The sequence below is a fragment of the Flavobacterium sp. H4147 genome (assembly GCF_029360735.1).
Lineage (GTDB): Bacteria > Bacteroidota > Bacteroidia > Flavobacteriales > Flavobacteriaceae > Flavobacterium > Flavobacterium endoglycinae.
This window is the reverse complement of sequence record NZ_JARKNB010000005.1, coordinates 319,006-344,443: the sequence shown is the minus strand read 5'-3', so window position 1 is coordinate 344,443 and position 25,438 is coordinate 319,006. Positions and strand designations below refer to the sequence as shown.

The 25,438-nt window shown below is 30.1% G+C and carries 22 protein-coding genes; all 22 read left to right on the top strand.

From position 1 onward, the window contains the following. Nucleotides 1–25 precede the first annotated feature (25 nt). The 22 genes from P2W75_RS21890 (at nucleotide 26) to P2W75_RS21785 (ending at nucleotide 25,438) form a co-directional block, all read left to right on the top strand. Complete coding sequence (locus P2W75_RS21890; RefSeq protein WP_276382079.1) at nucleotides 26–817, top strand: polysaccharide biosynthesis/export family protein; 792 nt, start codon at nucleotides 26–28, stop codon at nucleotides 815–817. Nucleotides 818–832: 15 nt separating this feature from the next. Next, nucleotides 833–3,283, top strand: a complete 2,451-nt coding sequence (locus P2W75_RS21885) for a polysaccharide biosynthesis tyrosine autokinase (protein WP_276382078.1) — start codon at nucleotides 833–835, stop codon at nucleotides 3,281–3,283. 9 nt (nucleotides 3,284–3,292) lie between these two features. Then, nucleotides 3,293–4,276, top strand: coding sequence for an SDR family oxidoreductase (locus tag P2W75_RS21880; RefSeq protein ID WP_276382077.1), 984 nt, complete (start codon nucleotides 3,293–3,295; stop codon nucleotides 4,274–4,276). A gap of 26 nt (nucleotides 4,277–4,302) precedes the next feature. Further along, complete coding sequence (locus tag P2W75_RS21875; protein ID WP_276382076.1) at nucleotides 4,303–5,694, top strand: UDP-glucose 6-dehydrogenase; 1,392 nt, start codon at nucleotides 4,303–4,305, stop codon at nucleotides 5,692–5,694. A 79-nt stretch (nucleotides 5,695–5,773) separates the two neighbouring features. Beyond that, nucleotides 5,774–6,238, top strand: coding sequence for a UpxY family transcription antiterminator (locus P2W75_RS21870; protein ID WP_276382075.1), 465 nt, complete (start codon nucleotides 5,774–5,776; stop codon nucleotides 6,236–6,238). A gap of 299 nt (nucleotides 6,239–6,537) precedes the next feature. Further along, entirely contained in the window at nucleotides 6,538–7,827 is a 1,290-nt protein-coding gene (locus P2W75_RS21865; RefSeq protein WP_207294670.1) for a nucleotide sugar dehydrogenase, read from the top strand. 30 nt (nucleotides 7,828–7,857) lie between these two features. Continuing rightward, a complete protein-coding gene (locus P2W75_RS21860) occupies nucleotides 7,858–8,865 on the top strand; it encodes a mannose-1-phosphate guanylyltransferase (RefSeq protein WP_207294671.1) in 1,008 nt (335 codons plus the stop codon). Between the two features lie 14 nt (nucleotides 8,866–8,879). After that, nucleotides 8,880–9,926 (top strand): dTDP-glucose 4,6-dehydratase, encoded by a 1,047-nt coding sequence (gene rfbB, locus P2W75_RS21855; protein ID WP_207294672.1) that lies wholly within the window; start codon nucleotides 8,880–8,882, stop codon nucleotides 9,924–9,926. A 45-nt stretch (nucleotides 9,927–9,971) separates the two neighbouring features. Next, on the top strand, nucleotides 9,972–12,395 hold the full coding sequence (locus P2W75_RS21850) for an SLBB domain-containing protein (protein ID WP_276382074.1): 2,424 nt from the start codon (nucleotides 9,972–9,974) through the stop codon (nucleotides 12,393–12,395). Between the two features lie 12 nt (nucleotides 12,396–12,407). Then, nucleotides 12,408–13,466, top strand: a complete 1,059-nt coding sequence (locus tag P2W75_RS21845) for a Wzz/FepE/Etk N-terminal domain-containing protein (RefSeq protein WP_306801552.1) — start codon at nucleotides 12,408–12,410, stop codon at nucleotides 13,464–13,466. A 33-nt stretch (nucleotides 13,467–13,499) separates the two neighbouring features. After that, entirely contained in the window at nucleotides 13,500–14,687 is a 1,188-nt protein-coding gene (locus tag P2W75_RS21840) for a UDP-N-acetylglucosamine 4,6-dehydratase (RefSeq protein WP_207294674.1), read from the top strand. A 2-nt stretch (nucleotides 14,688–14,689) separates the two neighbouring features. Then, nucleotides 14,690–15,832 (top strand): LegC family aminotransferase, encoded by a 1,143-nt coding sequence (locus tag P2W75_RS21835; protein ID WP_207294675.1) that lies wholly within the window; start codon nucleotides 14,690–14,692, stop codon nucleotides 15,830–15,832. Further along, nucleotides 15,822–16,445: an acetyltransferase gene (locus P2W75_RS21830; RefSeq protein ID WP_207294676.1), complete on the top strand. Its 624-nt coding sequence runs from the start codon at nucleotides 15,822–15,824 to the stop codon at nucleotides 16,443–16,445. The genes P2W75_RS21835 and P2W75_RS21830 overlap by 11 nt, the downstream gene beginning before the upstream one ends. Before the next feature lie 6 nt (nucleotides 16,446–16,451). Further along, the gene (gene neuB / locus P2W75_RS21825; protein WP_207294677.1) at nucleotides 16,452–17,474 is read left to right on the top strand and encodes an N-acetylneuraminate synthase; all 1,023 of its coding nucleotides are present in this window, start codon (nucleotides 16,452–16,454) and stop codon (nucleotides 17,472–17,474) included. Next, nucleotides 17,471–18,625, top strand: a complete 1,155-nt coding sequence (neuC, locus tag P2W75_RS21820) for a UDP-N-acetylglucosamine 2-epimerase (RefSeq protein ID WP_276382073.1) — start codon at nucleotides 17,471–17,473, stop codon at nucleotides 18,623–18,625. The genes neuB and neuC overlap by 4 nt, the downstream gene beginning before the upstream one ends. A gap of 3 nt (nucleotides 18,626–18,628) precedes the next feature. Next, complete coding sequence (locus tag P2W75_RS21815) at nucleotides 18,629–19,519, top strand: formyltransferase family protein (protein WP_207294679.1); 891 nt, start codon at nucleotides 18,629–18,631, stop codon at nucleotides 19,517–19,519. An 8-nt stretch (nucleotides 19,520–19,527) separates the two neighbouring features. Continuing rightward, entirely contained in the window at nucleotides 19,528–20,199 is a 672-nt protein-coding gene (locus P2W75_RS21810; protein ID WP_276382072.1) for a PIG-L deacetylase family protein, read from the top strand. A gap of 30 nt (nucleotides 20,200–20,229) precedes the next feature. Beyond that, a complete protein-coding gene (locus P2W75_RS21805) occupies nucleotides 20,230–21,276 on the top strand; it encodes a nucleotidyltransferase family protein (protein WP_207294681.1) in 1,047 nt (348 codons plus the stop codon). After that, nucleotides 21,277–21,969 carry a cytidylyltransferase domain-containing protein gene (locus P2W75_RS21800; protein ID WP_207294682.1) on the top strand — a complete coding sequence of 231 codons (693 nt, stop codon included), beginning with the start codon at nucleotides 21,277–21,279 and terminating at the stop codon, nucleotides 21,967–21,969. Nucleotides 21,970–21,985: 16 nt separating this feature from the next. Beyond that, nucleotides 21,986–23,050 (top strand): sialidase family protein, encoded by a 1,065-nt coding sequence (locus P2W75_RS21795; RefSeq protein WP_207294683.1) that lies wholly within the window; start codon nucleotides 21,986–21,988, stop codon nucleotides 23,048–23,050. Between the two features lie 31 nt (nucleotides 23,051–23,081). Beyond that, complete coding sequence (locus tag P2W75_RS21790; RefSeq protein ID WP_207294684.1) at nucleotides 23,082–24,488, top strand: lipopolysaccharide biosynthesis protein; 1,407 nt, start codon at nucleotides 23,082–23,084, stop codon at nucleotides 24,486–24,488. Between the two features lie 47 nt (nucleotides 24,489–24,535). Further along, the gene (locus tag P2W75_RS21785) at nucleotides 24,536–25,438 is read left to right on the top strand and encodes a hypothetical protein (protein ID WP_207294685.1); all 903 of its coding nucleotides are present in this window, start codon (nucleotides 24,536–24,538) and stop codon (nucleotides 25,436–25,438) included.

Below are 25,438 nucleotides of genomic sequence, written 5' to 3'. Positions count from 1 at the left end.
CTATATTTGCGGTAAAATTAAACTAATGACAAAAAACAGTTTTTATATACTATTCTTAATAAGTACATTATTTACATCTTGTATTCCTGTTAAAGATCTTGTTTATCTGCAGGATAAAAATAGTTCGGGAGAGCAAAGCAATATCGCAGCTGTAGAATCTAAACCTTATAGGCTTCAGGTAAATGATGTTTTAAGTGTGAATATAAAAGCAATCGATCCTAAATTGGTTTCTATATTTGCTCCAACCGAGGATGGTGTAAATTCTGGAAAATCCGAAGCCTCTTTGTATTTTGATGGTTTTACCGTTGATGACCACGGAAATATTAGGATGCCTATTTTGGGAGAAATTAATGTTATTGGTTATACATTAGAAGAAGTTAGGTTAATGATTGAAAAAAAACTTTTAGAAGAATACTTTAAAAGTGAAGCGAATATTTTCGTCACTGTTAAATTAGCAGGTTTCAGATATACAATAAATGGAGAAATTGGAAGCACTGGAACAAAAACCTTATTTCAAGAACGCGTTAATATAATGGAGGCTATCGCAAATGCAGGAGATATTACCACTGTTGGAGATAGAAGAGCTGTGACCATAATTCGTCAGACGCCAACTGGCGTTCAAATGAATAATATAGATTTAACAGATATAAATGTTATGAAATCACCTTATTACTATTTGCAGCCTAACGATTATGTTTATATAAAACCGTTAAGGCAGAAAACTTGGGGTACAGGACAAACTGGTATACAATCTATTGGTTCAATCATTACATTACTTTCATTAGCAACAACAGTCTATTTGATTATCAAAAATTAAAATTTAATTCAACAAATGTTAGATATAAAAGATTTTTCCATTTTTGAAAATCAATCAAGCTTTGATTTTAAAGGATTTTTGTTGAAAATCGCCAGCTATTGGAAATGGTTTCTGCTTAGTTTAGTAATTGCTTTAACAATAGCATATCAGGTAAATATTCGAAAAGAGAAAATTTACGGAATGCAAACAATGATTGCTATCAAAGAAGAAAGTAATCCCTTTTTTACATCAAATACTAGTCTAGTTTTTAATTGGGGAGGAGTTTCAGATAAAGTCAATGGAATTTCTACGATATTTCAATCAAGATCTCATAATGAGCAAGTGGTTGATAAGTTGCAATTTTATATCGATTATTTAGAGCAAGGGAAATATAATCTAATTGATTCTTATGGAGCTGTCCCATTTTATGTTGATATTGATAAAACAAAAGGACAGCTGGCAAATACTTTAATTGCCGTAAAATTCCTAAGTGAGAACGAATATCAAATTCAAATTCCATTTGAGAGTAATTCGGTTGGATTAATTACATATTCTGATAATACATACAGTAGTACTGCTGTTCAGCCTGCTTTATTTGTAAAAAAATATAAAGTTGGAGAACAAGTCTCTCTGCCTTTTTTAAATTGGAAATTACAAATCACTGATAATCCAGGTTTTTATAAAGGGAAAGAATATTTTGTAAGATTTAATGATTTTAATGGGACGGTTGCTCGTTATAGAGGAATTAGTGTTGAAAGTGATAAAGCGGGCGGTTCTATTTTAACTTTAGGGCTTCAGGGAACTAACAAAGCAAGAATGGTTGAATACTTAAATGCAACTGTTCGAATGCTGATCAAAATCCAACTTGATAGTAAAAATCAATTTGCAACTAATACAATTCAATTTATTGATAGTACGCTTGTTGCAATGGAAGCACAACTAAAGCAAACAGGGAGTGAACTAAAATCTTTTAGTAAAAACAAAAATATATTTGAAATTGAAGGAGGCGGAGCTAAATTCTCTGACAAAATAATGGATTTTGATGTCGAGAAAGATCATATAACCAGAAAAATAGCCTATTATAATTCCTTAAAAGCTTACCTTAATAATAGTGTTGATTATTCAAGGCTTCCTGCTCCGTCAGTTGCAGGTATAGAAGATCCAAATGTGGTTGCAAATGTTTCAAAACTTATTTCGCTTTCTACACAAAGATCAGAAATGGCTTATGCTGTCAAAAGCGATAAGATTTTTAAGGATTTTGATAATCAAATGCAGGCTGTAAAAAACGTATTGCTTGAAAATATTTCATCTGCTAAATCTTCCTTATTGTATGATCTTTCAATGGTGAATGCAAAAATTGGGCAGGCCGAAAGTACAGTTAAAAGACTTCCGGAAGAACAGCAAGAGCTGTTAAAAATTAAAAGGAAATATGATTTAAATGACAATATTTATACTGAATTTCTTCAAAAAAGAAATGAGGCTGAAATTGTAAAAGCATCTAACTTATCGGATATTCATTTTATTGATCCAGCAAAAGATATTGGAGGTGGATTAATAGGACCTAAAACTTCGGTAAATTATATTTTGGCATTATTCCTAGGAATACTAATTCCTTTAATGTTTGTATTTATAATTTTCTTTATAAACAACTCAATTCAAACGGCTGACGATATTTCAAAATTGACCGATATACCAATTATTGGTGTAGTAGGCTATAATAAAGAAGCAGTAAGTTTGGCGGTATTTGATAAGCCAAAATCAGCATTATCCGAAGCTTTTAGAGGAATTCGTTCGTCACTTCAGTTTTTATATAAAAAACAACAACTCAATGGCTCAAAAACATTAATGATTACTTCATCAATAAGTGGAGAAGGAAAAACATTTTGTTCTATAAATATTGCCACAGTTTTTGCTTTAAGCGAAAAGAAAACAGTTATTGTTGGTTTGGATTTAAGAAAACCGAGGTTAGCAGATGAATTTTGTTTGACCAATCACCAGTTAGGAGTTGTAAATTATTTAATCAGACAAAATACTCTTGAAGAAATTACAAACCCTACTCAAATTGCCAATCTTGATGTAATACTTTCTGGACCTATTCCTCCAAATCCATCAGAATTAATCTTAAGTGATGCGATGGGAGAATTAATAGACGAATTAAAGAAAAAGTATGATTATATTATTCTGGATACACCTCCTGTCGGATTAGTTTCGGATGCGTTAGAATTAGTTCAGTTTGCTGATGTTGTATTGTATATTGTAAGGCAGAATTATACTAAAAAAGATATGATTACGTTGCTTAACAATAGAATAAAAAGAGGTGAATTAAGCAATGCTAGTATTGTATTTAATGGCTTTGAAAATAAAGCAAAATATGGTGCTGTATACGGATATGGCTATGGATACGGAGCATATTCAAACGGATATCATGAAGAAGAAGAGAAAACTAGTTTTTGGAAAGTAATTGTAAACAAGTTTAGAAGAAAATAATTTAATCTAATGGAGACTTCAGTTCAAAATACAATTTTAATTACAGGAGGTGCCGGTTTTATCGGTTCCAATTTGTCTGAATATTTTTTGAAGTCAGGACATAAAGTGGTTTGTTTGGATAATTTTTCTACTGGACACAGACATAATCTGAAAAGTTTTTTAGAAAATCCAAACTTTGATTTGATTGAAGGAGATATTAGGAATATCGAAGATTGTAAACTCGCGGTTAAAAATGTCGATTATGTTTTACATCAGGCTGCTTTAGGATCTGTTCCAAGATCAATTAATGATCCCATAACAAGCAACGATGTAAATGTATCAGGTTTTTTAAATATGTTAGTCGCATCTCGTGATGCAAAAGTGAAAAGGTTTATTTATGCAGCAAGCTCCTCGACCTACGGGGATTCGCAAGGGTTGCCTAAAGTTGAAGAAGTAATCGGAAAACCTTTATCTCCTTATGCTATTACTAAATATGTAAATGAATTGTATGCCGAAATTTTCAGTCGAACGTATGGTTTAGAGACGATAGGTCTTCGTTATTTTAATGTTTTTGGAAGAAAGCAAGATCCTGACGGAGCATATGCAGCAGTGATTCCAAAATTTGTTAAACAATTAATGAAATTGGAAAGCCCTGTAATTAATGGAGATGGAAACTATTCAAGAGATTTTACATATATAGATAATGTAATTCAAATGAATGAATTAGCAATGATAACACAAAATCCCGAAGCTGTAAATACAGTTTATAACACAGCTTTTGGCGATCGAAATACCTTGAATGATTTAGTAAGATATTTGAAGGTGTATCTGTCTGAATTTAATCCAAAAATTGCCGATGTTGAAATTGTTTATGGAGAAAACCGAGCGGGAGATATTCCTCATTCATTAGCAAGTATCGAAAAAGCAAAAAAACTATTAGGTTATAATCCTCAATTTTCATTACAGCAAGGATTAAAAGAAGCTGTAAGCTGGTACTGGAATAATTTAAAATAATTAAGAATCAAGATAATATTATATAAATGAAAATTACAAAAATTTGCTGCATAGGTGCTGGTTATGTTGGAGGACCGACAATGGCGGTAATTGCTCAAAAATGCCCAGATATTCAAGTTACTGTTGTTGATTTGAATGAACAGCGAATTAAAGACTGGAACGATCCTAATACTGATAATATTCCTATTTATGAACCAGGACTTTCGGATATTGTATCTGAAGCCAGAGGAAGAAATTTATTCTTTTCGACCGATGTAGAAAAAGCAATTGATGAAGCACAAATAATATTTATTTCAGTTAATACTCCAACAAAAACCTATGGAAAAGGTAAAGGTATGGCCGCTGATTTAAAATATATTGAACTATGTGCCAGACAAATTGCAAAAGTTGCCAAAGAAAATAAAATTGTGGTAGAAAAATCTACTTTACCAGTTCGAACTGCAGAAGCAATTAAAAGTATATTAGACAATACAGGAAACGGTGTGCAGTTTCAAATCCTTTCAAATCCAGAATTTTTAGCAGAAGGAACTGCGGTTAGTGATTTATTGAATCCAGATCGAATTTTAATTGGAGGTGATACTTCTCCAGAAGGAGAAATTGCAATTAACGCATTGGTAGATGTTTATGCAAATTGGGTTAGTAAAGATAGAATTTTAACAACGAATGTATGGTCATCTGAATTATCTAAATTAACCGCAAATGCATTTTTAGCCCAGCGTATTTCTTCTATAAACGCAATGTCTGAGTTGTGTGAAAAGACTGGTGCAGATGTAAATGAAGTTGCAAAAGCTATTGGAATGGATAGCAGAATTGGTCCAAAATTTTTAAAAGCATCAGTAGGTTTTGGAGGTTCTTGTTTTCAGAAAGATATTTTAAACTTGGTTTACATTGCAAAATCTTACGGCTTAAATGAGGTTGCAGATTATTGGGAACAAGTTATTATAATGAATGATCATCAAAAAAGAAGATTTTCAAGTAAAATTGTTCAAACTTTATACAATACGGTAGCTGATAAGAAAATTGCATTTTTAGGATGGGCATTTAAAAAAGATACTAATGATACTAGAGAATCGGCAGCAATATACGTTGCAGATGATTTAATCAATGAGCAGGCTAAAATATCAGTTTATGATCCAAAAGTTTCTAAAAGTAAAATGCTTAGTGATCTAGATTATTTAGATACAAGATCACCTCAGGAAAATCTTAATTCATTGAATGTTTTTGAGGATGCTTATGACGCTTGTAAGAATGCTCATGCTATTGCTGTTCTTACAGAATGGGATGAGTTTACTACTTATGACTGGCAGAAAATATATGATTCGATGCATAAACCTGCTTTTATTTTTGATGGGCGAAATATTCTAAATGCTAAAGAACTAGAATCAATTGGATTTATATATAATGGGATAGGTTCTTAATGAAGCTATGTTGAGATAAACTTAATATGATAAGTGGTATGGTTGACATAGAAGTTTTATTTCAATATAAATTGCAGTTATGAATTGGTATGTTTTATATACAAAACCTAAGTGGGAAAAAAAAGTTGCTGAAAAATTAACTCAAATGGGAATAGTTTGTTACTGCCCATTAATATCTCAGATAAAACAATGGTCAGATAGAAAAAAGAAAGTGGAAGTTCCGCTTTTTAATTCGTATGTTTTTGTTCAGATGGCAGATTCAGATAGAAATTCTGTTTTTCAAATTGCAGGGGTTGTAAGATATTTGTTTTGGCTAGGTAAACCAGCAATAGTTCGTGATGAAGAAATAAATATCATTAAAACTAGTCTTCAATCCGATAATATAGCAGATATTTCGGTTACTTCAATACAAGTGGGAGACAAGATTAAATTGGAATCTGGAGCTTTTAGTAATCAAAGTGCAATTGTTAAAGAAGTTTCTAAAAATTATTATGTATTAGTGCTTGAATCTTTGGGTTGTGTGCTAAAAATAAAATATAAATAGGTTATTGTAAAATAAAATAGAGTAATCTAAGTTAAAAACAGAGAATATAATTTCAGTTTATTGAAATTTATTCTCTGTTTTTTTTAATAAATAAATTCCTTAATTATTGATTAGTAATATATTGTGAATTAATACCTTTAATGAATAATTGTTTTTGCTTGTATTATTGAGAACTGTATTGAATAAATTGACTTAATGTGTTATATTTGCCGAAATTGCTTACGTGTGTCTGACCTAAAAAATAATGGGATTCAGAAGGGCGAAGCCGTGAGCTTTAGTGACTGAAATTAATATAAAAGATGAAATTGGAAGAAAATATAAAAATAGCAGTTATTGGTTTAGGCTATGTTGGCTTGCCATTAGCCAGACTTTTTGCTACAAAATATTCTGTTGTCGGTTTTGATATTAATGAAGCAAGAGTTGCAAGTTTAAATACTGGTATTGATAGTACCTTAGAAGTTGATTCCGAAATTCTAAAAAAAGTACTTATTGATAATCCAAATAACAAAACCGGATTATATTGTACAAACCAGCTCGAAGACATTGCTGATTGTAATTATTTTATTGTAACAGTTCCTACTCCAGTAGATAAAAATAATCGTCCGGATCTTACTCCATTATATAAATCTAGCGAATCTGTTGGAAAAGTTCTAAAAAAAGGCGATATTGTGGTTTACGAATCAACAGTTTATCCTGGAGTGACAGAAGAGCAATGTGTACCTGTTTTAGAAAAAGTTTCTGGACTAAAATTTAATGAAGACTTTTTTGCTGGTTATTCGCCAGAAAGAATTAACCCAGGAGATAAGGAACATACGGTTGAAAAGATTTTAAAAGTGACCTCTGGTTCAACACCCGAAATAGGTCAAAAAGTTGATAATTTATATAAATCAGTGATAGTTGCTGGAACGCATCTTGCACCGTCAATTAAAGTAGCAGAAGCGGCAAAAGTAATTGAGAACTCACAAAGAGATATTAATATAGCTTTTGTTAATGAACTTGCTAAAATTTTCAATTTAATGAATATCGATACTCAGGAGGTATTAACAGCAGCAGCTACAAAATGGAATTTCTTGCCCTTTAAACCAGGACTTGTTGGAGGACATTGTATAGGAGTAGACCCTTATTATTTAGCACAAAGAGCGCAGGAATTTGGATATCATCCTGAAATAATTTTAGCTGGAAGACGTTTAAATGACAGCATGGGAGAATATGTAGCTTCACAAATCGTGAAACTAATGATAAAAAAAGGTGTTTCAGTAAATGGAGCTAATCTTTTAATGCTTGGAATCACATTTAAAGAAAACTGCCCAGATGTTAGAAACACAAAGATAGTAGATGTTATAAAAGCATTGAAAGAATACGGAATAGTAGTTACAATTTATGATCCTCTTGCAAATGTAGAAGAGGTTAAAAAAGAGTACAAACTTGAGACTATAAATTTGATGCCAACAGAAAAATTTGATGCTATAGTTTTAGGAGTAGCACACAATGAATTTTTGAAATTAAATTTTTCTGAATTGCAAAAAGAAAATAGTCTTTTATATGATGTAAAAGGAGTTTTAGGCACTTTAGCTGATAATAGGCTTTAGTATTTAAAACCCTTTTTTAATTAAAAAAAAATGGAAAATAACAATTCAATTATACATGTAATTTTAACTGGTGGTGTTGGAAGTAGGTTGTGGCCACTTTCTCGCAAAAGCCAACCAAAGCAATATTTAGAAATTTTTGAAAACAAATCATTATTTGAAATGACTGTAGAGCGTAATAGTCATCTAGCAGATAAAGTAATGGTTGTTGGAAATGTAGATAACCACCATTTAAGTGGTAAAGTAATGGATAAGACTAATACATCTTATCTTAATATTGTTGAAGCAACACCTCGAAATACTGCAGCAGCTATAGCTTTTGCAGCTTTTGCTTCTCAACCGGAAGATATTTTAATTGTAACACCTTCAGACCATATCATTGACAAAATGTCTGATTATAATAATGCAATACAAGAAGCTATTTTAAAGGCTAAAGAAGGATTTATTGTTACTTTCGGAATCATTCCCACAAAGCCTGAAACAGGATATGGTTACATTGAATCTAAAGGGGATAAGGTATTATCTTTTAGAGAAAAGCCTAATGAAACTACTGCTAAAGAATTTATAGCAAAAGGCAATTTTCTATGGAATAGTGGAATGTTCTGCTTTAAAGCTGGAGTTTTACTTGATGAATTGAAACAATTTCAGCCAGATGTGTATGAAGCCTCTAAGACTGTCTGGGAAGCTCATAAAAATGGATTTCTTGATTTAGAATTATCTTTACAAATTCCATCAATAAGTATTGATTATGCTGTAATGGAAAGAAGTAAAAAGATTAAAGTTGTTCCAGCGTCTTTTGCATGGTCAGACTTAGGTTCATTTGAATCTGTCTATGAATACTTAACTACAAAGGGCCATCCAGTTGATGCAAATGGTAATATGGTTATTGGATGTGATAGTCACACGACATTTTTAGGATTAAAAAACACAATATTTGTGCATACAGATTCAGCAAACTTAATTTTGCAAAAAGAAAATTCACAAGATGTAAAAGACATTTATAATGAATTAGAAAAACAAAATTCAGATCTATTAAATTAATAGCAACAATATAAATGAAAAAAATTCTTATAACTGGCGGAGCTGGTTTTATAGGTTCTCATGTGGTAAGACGTTTTGTTACTAAATATTTGGAGTACAAAATTTTTAACCTTGATGCATTGACATATGCTGGGAATTTAGAAAATGTAAAGGATATTGAAGATAAACCGAATTATACTTTTGTAAAAGGAGATATAGTAGATGAAAGTTTTATTAATGAGCTTTTTAAGATACATAATTTTGATGGGATTTTGCATTTAGCAGCTGAATCTCATGTTGATCGATCTATTGAAGATCCTTTGGCTTTTGTTAAGACCAATGTAATTGGTACAATGAATTTATTGAATGCTGCAAAAAATCAATGGAAGACTAACTTTGAAGGTAAAAGATTTTATCATATAAGTACTGATGAGGTATATGGATCACTTGGAATTGATGGACTTTTTACAGAAACAACTCCATATGATCCAAATTCTCCATATTCGGCTTCAAAAGCAAGTTCAGATCATTTTGTGAGAGCTTATGGAGAAACTTATGGACTGCCATATGTTTTGACAAATTGTTCTAATAATTATGGTTCTTACCATTTTCCAGAGAAATTAATTCCTTTGTTTATAAATAATATTATAAATAATAAACCGCTTCCAGTATATGGAGATGGTAATTATACACGTGATTGGTTATTTGTTGAAGATCATGCAGCTGCAATTGATCTTGTTTTTCATGAAGGTAAAAATCATGAAACGTATAATATTGGAGGTTTTAATGAATGGAAGAATATTGATTTAGTTAAACTTTTATGTAATTTAATGGATCAAAAATTAGGTAGAAATGAAGGAACTTCAGAACAATTGATTACATATGTAAAAGATAGACCTGGACATGATTTAAGATACGCTATTGATGCTTCTAAAATTAATAAAGAATTAGGCTGGAAACCTACTGTTACTTTTGAAGAAGGTTTAGAAAAAACTATTAATTGGTATTTGAATAATGCAGAATGGTTACAAAATGTGACTTCAGGAGCTTATATGGATTATTATAAAAAACAGTATTCATAAATAAAAAATTATAAGAAATTTAATTTCTGATCAAATTAAATCGACATGAAAAAAATAACGTATGTTCTTGTTTTGTTTTTTACTCTTTTATTTTCATATTCGGTAAAAGCACAAGATATTCTTAAATCAAAAGATTTAAGTTCTATACAAGTGGATTATCTTTCGGATGATGATTTGGCTAAAATTAGTGCACAGCTAAGAAGTAATAATACTACGATAGAACAGGTGGAACCAATGGCTCTTTCAAAAGGAATGAGTAAGTTGGAATTTGATAAGCTAAAAGCTAGGCTTAACGAATATTCGCAAAAATTAAATCAAGGATTGGATAAACCAAAAATTCAAGAAAATAAAAATGAATCTGGCAGAAAACAAGAAAAATTTTTTAATGAAAAAGTTAAGGACTCTATAAACGCATTGATTTTTGGTTCCGAGCTTTTCGATAATCCTAATTTAAATTTTGAACCAGATTTAAAATTAGCAACACCTGTTAATTATATTTTAGGACCAGGTGATGAACTTCAAATTAGTATATATGGCGTCCAAGAATATAATGCAAGTATGTCCGTCAGTACAGAAGGAAAAATTAGTATTCAGTACGTAGGACAGATTGCGGTGGCTGGAATGCCAATTGAGGCAGCAACACAAAAAATTAAGGCAGCAATTGCAAAAGTTTACAGTACTGTTCGTTCAGGTCAATCACAAGTAAGTGTTAGTTTAAGTCAAATACGAACAATTAAAGTAACTATTGTTGGAGGTAAACAACCGGGAAACTATTCAATCTCTTCACTAGCAACTGTTTATAATGCACTTCATTTAGCAGGTGGTCCAAGTAAAAATGGCAGTTATAGAAATATTGAATTAATACGAAATAATAAAGTTTTCAGAAATATTGACATTTATAGATTTTTAGTAAAAGGAGATCAATCAGATAATGTTAGTTTAAAAGAAAACGATGTAATAAGAATTCCTTCGTATACTAATAGAGTTACTGTAGAAGGCGAAGTAAAACGTCCAGGAATTTTTGAAATGAAAAAAGGAGAGAATTTTTCAGATTTATTAAATTTTGCTTCTGGCTTTAATGAATTTGCTTATACTGCTTCAGTGAATGTCGTACAGAAAACAGGTAAAGAGTTTAAGGTTCACGATATAAAGGAAGAAGAGTATAATTCTTACCAACCTCAATCAGGTGATGTTTTTAGAATTACTAAGATATTAAATCGCTTTCAAAATCGTATCAAAATTGAAGGTGCTGTTTTTAGACCAGATTATTATTCTTTTAATGATGGGATGCGAGTTTCTGACCTTATTACAAGAGCAGAAGGTTTAAAAGAAGACGCTTATAGTAAAAGAGCTAGAATTATTCGCTTAAAAACTGATTTAACTACTGAAATTGTAAATGTAGATTTAAACGCAGCTTTATCAGGTGATTTAAACGCTGATTTAGAGTTAAAAAGAGAAGATATTTTAACGGTATATTCTATTTTAGATTTCAGAGAAGAGTATAAAATTACTATTGATGGAGAAATTAAAAACCCAGGAGTGTTTGATTACTTTGAAAATTTAACTTTAAATGATTTGATTATTCAAGCAGGTGGACTTACAGGATCTGCATCAAAACGTGTAGAAATTGCAAGAATGGTAAAATCAGATGTAATAAATGATTCCGATCCGAAACGTGTTGAATTGCTACAATTTGAAATTTCTTCAGATAGTAATGAACAGGCTAAAAATTTTATTTTAAATCCTTTTGATGTAATCAATATTCGAAGAATAGCGGTTTATGAAAAGCCTCAAATGGTTACGATAAGTGGTGCTGTAGTATATCCTGGAAAATATGTTTTGGAAAATAAAAGAGAAACAGTTTACAATGTGGTAATGAGAGCTGGAGGACTTACTTCTGTAGCTAATATTGAAGGAATGAAAATTCAAAGACCTATTAGACAAGATCAGATTGACAAAATAAAGAGTATCGACTTAAATTTATCAAAAACAGATACATTAAATGATAAATTAGCCAAAAAATTAGAAAATGATTTGAAATTCTCAACTATACCAGTTAATTGGGAAAAAATTGTAAAAAATAAAAATCATTATTCTAATGTTACATTGTTTCCCGGAGATGAAATTATTATTGCGACTTATAACGAAGGTGTAAGAGTCACAGGTAATGTATTGCTTACGTCTGAAATTCCTTATAGAAAAGGTAAAAGCTTTAAATATTATATTAACTCAGTAGGAGGTGTTGATAGTAAAGGATGGAGAAAAAAAGCTTATATAATATATCCTAATGGAAAAGCAGATGTAACTAAATCATTTTTATTTTTTAGATCATATCCTAACGTAGAGCCAGATTCACAAATAGTTGTTCCTGAAAAACCAGAAACAAAGAAGATGACTACTGGAGAATGGGTAAGTATTGGAAGTGTATTAACTAGTTTAGCATTATTAATTATAACAGCCTTTAAATAATTGATGGGGAATATGGCTATTGAGAATGATGAGATATCGTTAAAAGAATTAATTGGAAAAGCAAAAGAATGGATTAAGTACTTATTATCCAGATGGAAACTGATCTTTTTTATTGTGATTTTGGGTTCAGCACTTGGGGTTTTATATTCATTGATTAAAAAGCCAGTTTATACTGCAACTCTCTCTTTTGCTCTTGAAGATGAAAAAGGAACTGGCGGGCTTGGAGGTGCTATTGGATTAGCTAGTTCAATTGGGTTAGATTTAGGAGGAAATGGTGGAGGAATGTTTGCTGGGGCAAATTTGACTGAGCTTTTTAAATCAAGATCTATGGTTGAGAAAACATTACTATCTCCAGTTGTGTTTAATGGTAAGCGAATTTCTTTAGCAGAAATGTATATTCAAAACACAAATTGGAGAAAAAACTGGATGGATGATGATAAATTAAATAAGATTGAATTTCCGCCTGAAGCTAATCGAGATAAATTTACAAGAGTACAAGATAGTATCTTAGGGGTCATGTTTATGAGACTCTCAACGACAAGTTTAGCCGTAGGACAAAAAGATAAAAAGATTTCAATTGTTAATATAGACGTTTCTTCAGGGAATGAATTATTTGCAAAATATTTTTGTGAAAATTTGGCTAGAAAAGTTGGTGAATTTTACATTGAGACGAAAAGTAAAAGAGCAAGAATGAACATGGTTATTTTAGAACGTCAAGTTGATTCTATTCGTAGAGAACTTAATGGTGCCATAACTGGAGTTGCTATTGCAAACGATAATACATTCAATTTAAATCCTGCGTTAAACGTTCGTCGAACCCCATCTGCAAAAAGGCAGGTAGATGTACAAGCAAACACTGCAATATTAGCAGAATTGTTAAGACAAGTAGAATTGGCGAAAGTAACTTTGAGAAAAGAAACACCTTTGATTCAAATAATTGACAAGCCAATTTTGCCATTGACAAAAGAACGTTTTGGAAAAGGCAAAGGAATAATTTTAGGAGGTTTTTTTGCAGGTTTTTTTGGTATAATATTTTTGATAATTCAAAAAATATTAAGATCTATTGTTTAAGGCATCAAATATTATTTATTAATTATAAAAAAAATGAAAGTTCTCAATTTAATCGGCAGACAAATAGAAATATTTGATAATGATATTTCATCGCATGAAAATGATCTGTATGAGATTATAAAAAAATCTTCTTTTCTTGTAATTGGCGGAGCTGGTTCTATAGGACAAGCAGTGACTAAAGAAATTTTTAAGAGAAATCCGTTGAAGTTACATGTCGTTGACATAAGTGAAAACAATATGGTTGAGCTTGTTAGAGATTTGAGAAGTTCTTATGGGTACATAGATGGAGATTTCCAAACTTTTGCACTGGATATTGGATCTATAGAGTATGATGCGTTTATAAATTCAGATGGCAAATATGATTATGTATTAAATTTATCAGCATTAAAGCATGTTAGAAGTGAAAAGGATCCCTTTACTTTAATGAGAATGATTGATGTAAATATTTTTAATACAGAAAAAACACTTGAGCAATCAATAAAAAAAGGTACAAAGAAATATTTTTGTGTATCAACTGATAAAGCGGCTAATCCAGTAAATATGATGGGGGCTTCTAAAAGAATCATGGAAATGTATTTGATGCGTAAAAGTCAGGAAATTAAGATTTCTACAGCTCGTTTTGCAAATGTTGCATTTTCTGATGGATCTTTATTGCATGGTTTTAATCAAAGAATTATAAAGAAACAACCAATTGTAGCTCCAAATGACATTAAACGTTATTTTGTTACTCCTAAAGAATCTGGAGAACTGTGTTTAATGTCTTGCATTTTTGGTGAAAATAGAGATGTTTTCTTTCCTAAATTGAGTCAAAGTCTTCATTTAATTACGTTTGCAGATATTGCAACGAAGTATTTAGCAGAATTAGGCTATGAAGCTTATCCATGTAAAACCGAACAAGAAGCAAGAGATAATGTTGATAGCTTAATTAAACAAAAAAAATGGCCATGTCTATTTACTATTAGTGATACTACTGGAGAAAAAGATTTTGAAGAATTTTTTACCGATAGTGAAGTTTTAGATATGGAAAGATTTGAAAATTTAGGAGTTATAAAAAACAAGGCCAGTTTTGATAAAAGTAAATTGGATGTTTTTTCAGAAAGAATTGCCAAAATGAAGTCTAATAAATCATGGAATAAAGAAGAAATAGTTGATTTGTTCAATTTTATGATTCCAAACTTTGAACATAAGGAAACTGGTAAATATTTAGACTCAAAAATGTGATTATGAACGCTATAAATGAAACAATTTCTTTTATAAAAGAACAATATAAAACAGAAAACCCTATACCTCTGCATACTCCTTATTTTGGAGGAAATGAAAAAAAATATTTAATTGAAACTATTGATTCTACTTACGTATCTTCAGTTGGAGCATATGTTGATCAGTTTGAATTAATGATGGAGAATATCACTCAGACCTCAAAAACTGTTGCAGTTGTAAATGGTACAGCCGCAATTCAAGTTGCTTTACGTCTTATAGGGGTAAAGACTGGAGATGAGGTGTTGACACAAGCTTTGACATTTGTGGCTACTGCAAATGCTATAGCATATCAAAATGCGACACCTGTTTTTTTAGATGTAGATTTGGATACTATGGGATTATCGCCAAAAGCTGTAGAGATTTTTTTAGATGAATTTGGCGATTTAAGGCAAGATGGTTGCTACAATAAAAAGACTGGAAAAAAAATAAGTGCCTGTTTACCAATGCATACTTTTGGTTTTCCTGTTCATTTAATTGAATTGATTGAAATTTGCAATAAGTGGAAGATTCCTGTAGTTGAAGATGCAGCTGAATCATTGGGAAGTAAATATAAAGGTAAATCGACTGGGAGTTTTGGAAAACTTGGTACTTTTTCGTTTAATGGAAATAAAATTGTGACTTGTGGTGGTGGTGGTGCTATTGTTACTAATGATTTGAAATTAGGACAAAAAGGTAAATATTTAACCACGACAGCGAAAATTCCACATCCTTATGAATTTGTGCATGATGAAATGGGTTATAATTTTAGAATGCCAAACTTAAATGCCGCATTAGCATGTGCACAATTAGAACAGCTAGATGATTTTCTTCAAAACAAAAGAAAATTAGCAAATGAATACAAGACTTTTTTTGAGTCAAATGGTATAATATTTAGAACAGAAACTCCAGATACAGAAGCGAATTATTGGTTAATGTGTATAGAGTTGGAAAATAAATCGGAAAGAGATTTATTTTTAAAAAGCACAAATAAAAATAATGTAATGACGAGACCAATATGGAAACTAATGTATCGTCTGCCTATGTATTCAAATTGTCAAAGGGATGAACAATTAAATGCAGAATTTTTAGAAGATCGAATAGTAAACATACCTAGTAGTGTTAGATAAATCAATAATTCTTGTCGGATATTCCGGACATGGATATGTAGTTGCAGATACTATTTTAGATAATAACTATGAAATTTTGGGTTATTCAGATAAAGAAGAAGCTATATCTAATCCATATAATTTAGTTTATTTAGGTTTTGAAAAAGATAATGATTTTATCGGTTGGTCAAAAGAAATTTCATTTGCGCTAGGAATCGGAGATAATTATCTTAGACAAAAGATAGCAGATTTAATTGAAAGAAAAGGAAAAAAGATTCAGACAATTATACACAAGACTGCTCATGTTTCTAAAACTGCAATTATTGGTCAAGGTACTTTTATTAATAAAAGTGTTGCCATTAATGCATTTGTAGAAGTTGGGAAAAATTCAATTTTAAATACTAGTTGCATAATTGAACATGAATGTATTTTACAAGATGCGGTACATATAGCACCAGGTGCAGTTTTAGCTGGAAATGTCAAGATTGGAGAAAGAAGTTTTGTAGGTGCGAATGCAGTAATAAAACAAGGTGTTATAATTGGTAAAGATGTCATTATAGGTGCAGGAAGTGTTGTAATAAATAATATACCAGATAACGAAGTTTGGTTTGGAAATCCAGCGAAAAAAAAGTAGATATTTATGGAAAAAGTTATAATAATTGCTGAGGCAGGTGTTAATCATAATGGTGATTTTGAAATAGCAAAAAAATTAGTTGATGCTGCTGCTGCTGCTAAAGCAGATTATGTCAAATTTCAGACTTTTAAAGCAGATAAGATTGTTAGCAAAGAAGCAAAAAAAGCTGATTATCAGATCAAAAATATTAATGATAACGATGACTCCCAGTATGCAATGCTTAAAAAACTTGAATTGCCAGATGAATGGCATTATCTTCTGTTAGATTATGCAAAATCTAAAAATATACAATTTTTGTCAACTGGTTTTGATATTGAAAGTATTGACTTTTTAGATAAATTAGGAATAGAAATTTTTAAAATTCCATCTGGTGAATTAACAAATAGACCTTACTTGGAATATATTGCTAGAAAAAATAAAGAAATAATTCTTTCAACAGGGATGGCTAATATTCTTGAAATTAAAGAAGCAATCGAAGTTTTGATACACGCTGGAGCTAAAAGAAACAAAATCTCTATTTTGCATTGTAACACAGAATATCCTACACCAATGAAAGATGTTAATCTTAAGGCAATGAATGAAATTGCTAAAGAATTCGATGTGAGAATTGGCTATTCTGATCATACATTAGGTATCGAAATACCTATTGCTGCAGTTGCAATGGGAGCTAAAGTTATTGAGAAACATTTTACTATTGATAGAACCTTAAATGGTCCAGATCATTTAGCATCCCTCGAACCTTCTGAGCTAAAAGCAATGGTTGATGCTATTCGAAATGTTGAAATGGCAATTTCTGGAAATGGAATTAAGGAAGCTAGTGAATCTGAAAGGAAAAACATTCAAGTAGTTAGGAAAAGTCTTCATTTTAAACATGATTTGAATATTGGTCATATTTTAAAAGAAGATGATATTTTAATTGTAAGACCAGGTACAGGGATAAGTCCAATGAAAATATATAATTTTATTGGTAAAGAACTTTCAGCACCAGCAAAAGCTAATGAGCCACTGTCTGAAAATCACTTTGTATGAGAAAGATTTGCGTAATAACAGGCACAAGGGCAGAGTACGGCTTGTTGTATTGGACAATTAAAGCTTTAAATAATGATAAAGATATTGATTTATCAATCTGTGTAACGGGGATGCATCTGTCTCCTGAATTTGGATTAACTTATAAAAGAATAATTGAAGACGGATTTTATATTAACGAAAAAGTAGAAACACTACTTTCTTCTGATACTCCGGTGGGAATTGCAAAAAGTATTGGGTTAGGAATTATTAGTTTTTCTGAAACTTTTCAAAGACTGCAACCTGATTTAATCGTTGTACTAGGTGATAGATTTGAGATTTTTGCGGCATGTTCTGCAGCTATGGTTTCAAAAATACCAATTGCACACTGTCATGGAGGGGAAGCAACTGAAGGATTAATTGATGAAGCTATAAGACATTCAATTACAAAAATGTCACACATTCATTTTACAAGTACCGAAGAATATAGATCACGTGTTATTCAATTAGGCGAACAGCCACAAAATGTTTTCAATGTTGGAGCCTTGGGAATCGAAAATATAAATAAACTAAAATTATTAAATAGGAAAGAATTTGAACAATCAATTAATTTTCATCTGAAACAGAATAATTTTTTGGTAACATTCCATCCTGTAACGTTAGACAATGCTACAGCAGAAGTGCAGTTTAAGGAGCTTTTAAGTGCTCTTGATACATTTGAAAATGTCACAATTATTTTTACAAAACCAAATGCTGATACTGAAGGACGTATTATAATTCAAATGATTGATGAATATGTTCTAAATAATCCACAAAAAGCGATTTCTTTTACCTCTATGGGACAATTGCGATATCTCTCAGCAATTCAATTTATGGATGTTGTGATTGGAAATTCTTCAAGTGGATTAATTGAAGTCCCATCATTTCAAAAACCTACATTAAATATTGGGGATAGGCAGCAAGGACGTGTAAAAGCTCTTTCTGTTATAGATTGTAAAGCTGATAAGGTTGAAATTGAAAAAGCAATACATCTTGCAATGTCTTTAGATTTTAAAGAAAAAATTAAAAAATCAGAAAATCCTTACGGTGAAAGAAATTCATCGGATGAAATTGTAAAGGTTATAAAAAATATGGATATTAAAAATATAATTAAAAAGCAATTTTATAATTTATAAGTTATGAAAATAGTTTATATAGGGTCTGTGATTTTTTCTGCTAAAGCTTTAGATAAATTGATTTCTATTGGAGCCGAAATTGTTGGTGTAATTACCAAAAAAGAATCAAATTTTAATAATGATTTTTTTGACCTAAAACCCATTGCTGAAATTAATAAGATATCATTTCATTATACTTTAGATATAAATTCGGAGGAGACAGTAAATTGGATAAAAAACTTAGCTCCAAACGTAATTTTTTGTTTTGGATGGTCAAATTTGATTAAATCGAATGTTCTTGAAATTGCTCCTCTAGGAGTAATTGGATATCATCCCACATTACTACCAAATAATAAGGGAAGGCATCCGTTAATTTGGGCAAAAATACTAGGCCTAGAAAAATCTGGTTCGACTTTTTTCTTTATGGATGAAGGTGCTGATACTGGAGATATATTGTCTCAAAAAGAGTTTGAAATACTTTTTGAAGATGATGCAACTAGTTTATATGCTAAATTAATTGATATAGCTTTAGGACAAATTGAAGATTTTCATTCTAAATTAAAAGATAACACTTTTATCAGAATCAAACAAACTGAAAGTGAAGGCAATAGTTGGCGTAAAAGAACTGCTAAAGATGGGATAATTGATTTTAGACTAGCAACGAAGACAATTTGCAATTTAGTGAGGGGATTAACTAAGCCTTACATAGGTGCTCACTTAGAATATAAAAATAAAAATATTACTGTTTGGGAAGTAGAAATTAGCGAAGATATTGGAGAACGGGATAATTTAGAACCTGGAAAAGTACTAAATATAAAAGATAATAAAATCAAAGTAAAGACTGGCGATTCTGCTATTTGGTTAGTAAAACATGAATTCATTGACTTACCTGAAGTAGGATCATATATACTTTAATAAAAAAAATGAAAAATATTATAGTTGTTTCAGCTCATCCAGACGATGAAACTTTAGGTGCAGGAGGTACAATCTTAAAGCACGTAAATAATGGAGACCATGTATATTGGCTTATTGTTACAAATGTATTTGAAAACCAAGGTTTTTCAAAAGAAAGAGTAGATAGCAGGCAAGAAGAGATTAAACAAGTTGAAAAATTACTGGGAATAGAGAAGACCTTTTTTCTAGATTATCCAACAATGACTTTATCTTCAAGCAGTTTATTGAAAATGGTTCCTGAAATTTCTGAAATTTTTGGTGAGGTAAAACCAGAAGTAATTTATTGTTTAAATCGATCAGATGCACATTCGGATCATAGAGTCATTTTTGATGCAGTAATGGCTTGTACAAAGTCTTTTAGATATCCTTTTATAAAAAAAATTCTCATGTATGAATGTATATCTGAAACTGAATTTGCCCCTGCATTAGCAGAGAAACTTTTTTTACCAAATTACTTTGTTGATATTACTGATTATATTGATCAAAAACTTGAAATTATGAAAGTTTTTGGATCAGAAATTGCAGAGCACCCTTTTCCCAGATCCTTAGAAAATATCAAAGCTTTAGCACACTTTCGTGGAGCAAGTGTTGGTGTTAAATACGCAGAGTCATTTCAATTGTTGAAATATATCGATAAATAATTTAAGGTAAATAGTTTGAATTAAAAAATTATGAGAGTATATAAAGATCATTTGATTCTTTCTGGAAGTAAAATAAAAGAAGCCTTATTGCAATTAAATATACTGGCTCAAGATGCTATATTATTTGTAGTAGATGTTAATGATAAATTAATTGGAGCTCTTACTGATGGAGATGTTAGAAGAGGATTAATCAAAGGATTTACTATCGATAGTTTAATTGACGATATTATACAGGAGAACCCGAGATTCATTGTTAAAGGAGAAAATAATTTAGAAAAAATAATAGAATATCGGAAAGGTGATTTTAGAATTATTCCTGTAGTGGATGAAAATCGGAAGGTTGTAAATATCATTAATTTTAGAATAATTAAATCATACTTACCTATAGACGCTGTAATTATGGCAGGAGGAAGAGGACAAAGATTACAACCCCTTACAAATTATACTCCAAAGCCTCTCTTAAAAGTTGGAGACAAAGCAATTATGGAACATAATCTTGATAGATTAGCTTTATTCGGAATTGATGATTTTTGGATTTCTGTTAAATATTTAGGTGAACAAATTGAAAATTATTTTGGTGATGGTAAAACAAAAAATGTTAAGATTGAATATGTTTGGGAAGATGAACCTTTAGGAACTATAGGGGCAGTTTCTCAAATTAAAAATTTTGAACATGATTTTATATTAGTTACCAATTCTGATTTATTAACGAATATTGATTATGAACAGTTTTTTTTGGAATTTATTAGAGAGGAAGCTGATTTAGCAGTTTTGACAATACCGTACCAAGTAAATATTCCATATGCAGTTTTAGAAACGACTAAAGGTCAAGTAAAAAGTTTTAAAGAAAAGCCTACATATACTTACTATTCGAATGGTGGAATTTATCTGTTTAAAAAAGATATGTTACAATATATACCCAAAAATACTTTTTTTAATGCAACTGATTTAATGGAAGAGCTCATAAATAAAAATTTAAAAGTAATTTCTTTTCCATTTATTGGCTATTGGTTAGATGTAGGTAAACATGAAGATTTTGAAAAAGCGCAAATAGATGTTAAACTCATAAGTTTGTAAATGAGAATACTGTATATAATACCAGCGCGTGCTGGATCAAAAGGACTACCAGGAAAGAATACTAAGATTCTAGGAGATAAACCACTCATCTCTCATACTATTGAATTTGTGTTAAAAAATATTAAAGAGAATGATGAATTATGTATATCAACAGATGATGATATTATTTTTTCAATTGCTAAAGACTTAGGAGTTGAAATTCCTTTTAAGAGACCTGCTGAATTAGCTACAGATACAGCGACTACTTATGATGTCATTATTCATGCCTTAAAGTTTTATGAAGAAAGAGGTCAGTTTTTTGATTGTGTTATGTTACTACAGGTTACTTCTCCATTAAGGGCAAAAACAGATTTGGACAATGTAATTTTATCCTATGATAATGATACGGATATGGTTGTGACTGTAAAAGAGTCTAAGGAGAATCCTTATTTTACACTTTTTGAAGAAGACAAAAATGGACTTTTAGTGAAAAGTAAAATTAGTAATTTTCAACGTAGACAAGATTGCCCTAATGTATTTGCTTTCAATGGCTCAATGTATTTAATGAATGTTTTATCTCTCAAAAAAGGATCGATGAATGAATTCAAGAGAATTAAAAAAGTAATAATGCCAAATGAAAGAAGTGTTGATGTTGATACAATGGCAGATTGGATATTATTAGAGTATTATTTTTCAAACTTTAACACTAATTAGGAGATACATAGATTATATGGAGCTAAAATACTATCACTTTTTCATTCTAGTTTTATTCCTTTCATGTGCTGATGTTGATGATCAGCCAGAACCTAAAGTTTTTGATAAAAAATCAAATGAAGTCATTTTAACAAAAAGAATAACTCCAATAGATAAAAAACATAAAGCTTTTACAGATTTAGTGTTTTTCGATGATAAATGGTTTTTAACTTATAGGGAATCAGATAAACATATTTTTGGAGAAAATGGAATAGTCAGAATAATTTCTAGCTCAAATGCTGATGATTGGGATTTAGCAAAAATATATAAAAGTGATGGTTTTGATTTACGAGATCCAAAATTTTCTATAAATAATAAAAAATTAATGTTAATTACTCATGGCACAAAATATAAAATGCAGAATGTTTCAGACCCATCTGAATTTAAAGACTTTAGAGCAGACTATAACTCTGATTTAGGATGGGAATCTTTCAAAGATATTTACTTAGATAATAATTCTAATTCTATTGATGCAAAAATAAAAGGCAATCAGACCTACCCATGGAGGATAACTTGGTATAAAAATAGAGCATATTCTTTCGGTTATAATTTTCAACAAAATATATTTACCTTTTATTTAAGTGATGATGGATTCAATTTTACTCATATAAATTCAATTTCTCCAATTGAAGGCTACCCTTCCGAAGCAACAATTAGAGTTAATAATGATGGTCTTTTTTATACAATAGTACGTAGAGAATATAAAACTGCTTTGTTAGGAATATCTAAGGATTTAGGGGCTACTTGGAAATGGATAGATACAATACCTATAAATCAATTTGGAGGCCCTAATTTTATCTTTTACAAAGATGGAATATTATTATCTGGTAGAGAGAATAATAAATTAATTTTAGGATATTATGATTTAAATGTAAAAAAATATAAAAAAATAATGACATTCGAAAGTGGTGGGGATTGCTCTTACCCAGGTATGTTTCAAAAAGATGATTTCTTATGGATTAGTTATTATTCTTCTCATGAACAAGCTACAGGAAGTTCTATCTATTTATCAAGAATAAACTTAAACAAACTGGAATTATAATAACCTTTTAAAAATACTACAACTATTTTAGATGTTTAAAAAAGTAATATCACATAGTCTAATTTATGGACTTGGTCCATTTGTGCCTAAAATAATAGGTTTATTAATGTTACCTATTTTTACAAAGGTTCTGACAACAGAAGACTATGGAGTTCAATCTTTAATGAATTCGAGTGTGGCATTAATAGGTGTTTTGGCAATGTTAGGATTGCAATTACCTTTAAGCAATGCATTCTATCATCATACTAATCATTACAAAATTAAATGGGGGCAGTTTTATGGTTTTTTGAATATTTGGATGATTTTTTATTCAATTTTATTAGCATTAGTGATTTATTTTGTGATCCCTGATGAGGCGAGAGATAATTTAGAATGGATTATAATACTTAATATTGTTCCAATAGTTTGCTTTGGTCCTGCTGATGTTTTAGGACAAATGTATTATCAGCTCAATCAAAAACCTAAGCAGGTTGTAATTCGAACAATAGCAATATCTTTTATAACAATTTCTTTAAACTATTATACTATTGTAATTTTAAATTTACATTATATGGGATGGTTTATTGCCAATTGCTTATCAATGTTGTTGTTGCATTTTTCTTATTGGTATCCATTACATTATAAATTGAAAATTAAGCCAATTTATAAATTTAAGAAAAAGACAATTCTCAAAGGGCTGAGTATTTCTATACCTATGATTCCACATTTTTATAGCGGTTTTTTATTAGGATCAGCAGATAGTTTACTTTTAAAATTTTTCTTGATAAGTACAGCACAAATTGGGTATTATGGTTTTGCAGCATCATTTGGAGGATTAATGGCGTTGGTTGTTGGAGCTATAAATACAGCCGCTTCACCTATTATTTCTGAACAAATTAAACAAAAAAAATATAATGACGTACGCAATCTTACTTGGGGGGTTCAGTTCTTTTTATTAGTTATATCTTCAGTTGGATGTATTTGGTTAAAGGAAATTTTTGTATTAATGATAAACAACGATGAATTAAAGACAGCCTATTTCTTATCAGCAGTTTTTATTATGTGTCATAATTATAGACCTATGTATTTCGGCATTTCGACTGTTTTATTTTATAGAGAGAAAACAAAAAATTTATGGAAAGTTACTTTTGGGGCTGGGATTTTTTGTATATTATTAAATATATTATTGATTCCCCATTACGGGATAAAAGTTCCTGCTTTTGTGTTGTTTATTAGCTATTTGATAATGGGCTATGGCACATTTTTTCTAAATGATTATAAAGAAATAGCTATTACAAATTTTAGACCTGTAATATGGTTCTTCTTGACGATTATTTGTCTTATTATAGTTTTATTAGTCATTGATTTAAATGTTTTGTATAAAATTTTTATAACCCTATTGTTTTTATCATCCCTAATTGTTTATTGGTTTAAAATTTTGAAAATAGACAAAATATAAATTAACGACATTAAATTTATATTTTGTAATGCAATGGAATAATAAATATGAAAACTAAGCTTAAACGCATAATAATTCATCTATTAAAAATAATATATAAATTTATTTTTAGCTGTTTTTCCCTATTAAAAGTTGGGGTTTTTAGTAAATATACTGTAAAGCTGCCTTCAATTAATGATTTCGGAACTTGTTATATATTTGGAAACGGACCATCTTTAAAGAATGATTTGGATGGTAATTGTGACTTTTTTATCGATAAAAATATTTTTGTTGTAAATAATTTTGCGACATCTGATTACTTTAATATTATAAAACCTAAATATTATGTTTTTGCTGATCCAGCATATTGGAGTTCTAATGAAAATAGTGAAGTTGTAAGAAATTGTAAAAAGATATTAGAAATTATTAGAGATACCACAAGTTGGAATATGACAATATTTGTTCCTTCTAATGCGTTGAAAAATAATATTCTAACTGATGTTTTAAAAAGCAATAAATTTTTGAAGATAGTGGACTTTAATACAACGGTTATTTCGATGAAAGGATTTGAATATCTAAATTACTTATTATTTAAAAAAGGTTTAGCAGCTCCTCCAATACAGAATGTATTAATATCATCAATCTTCATCTCAATTAATATTGGCTTTTCAGAAATTAATATTTTAGGTTCTGATCACTCTTGGACAAAACAATTATTTGTTAATGAAAAAAATGATGTTTGTACAATAGACTATCATTTTTATGACGCTAAACAAATAAACTATAATGTTTTTACTAGAGTTGATGGTAGTATATATAAAATGCATGAGATTTTACGCGATTACGCTTTGATGTTTGAGGGTTATCATAAGTTAAGAAAATACGCAGACTATTTTAAAGTTAAAATTTGGAATGCTACCGAGAACTCTTTTATTGATGCATTTGAAAGAAAAAACTACATAAATAGCTAA